This window comes from Lentzea sp. NBRC 102530 (genome assembly GCF_030269365.1).
Classification (GTDB): Bacteria; Actinomycetota; Actinomycetes; order Mycobacteriales; family Pseudonocardiaceae; genus Lentzea.
Window position 1 is genome coordinate 1 of sequence record NZ_BSTF01000064.1, and the last position, 255, is coordinate 255.

The 255-nt window shown below is 54.9% G+C and carries 1 rRNA gene; it reads left to right on the forward strand.

Annotated elements, in window-relative coordinates:
- Positions 1-255: ribosomal RNA gene (locus QSK25_RS45295) — 23S ribosomal RNA — on the forward strand; the annotation flags it as partial.

A 255-nucleotide genomic window follows, 5' to 3' on the forward strand; every position in this document is an offset into this window, starting at 1 on the left:
CATCTCAGTACCCGCAGGAAGAGAAAACAACCGTGATTCCGTGAGTAGTGGCGAGCGAAAGCGGATGAGGCTAAACCGCGTCTGTGTGATACCCGGCAGGGGTTGCATTCGCGGGGTCGTGGGACCTTTTGGTCAGTTCTGCCGGACTGGCAACGAGTCAGAAAATGCGTGGTTAGAGGAATGCGTCTGGAAAGCGTGAGCGTAGAGGGTGAAACTCCCGTACTCGAAAACGTAGCGTCTGTTTAGAGTGTTCCC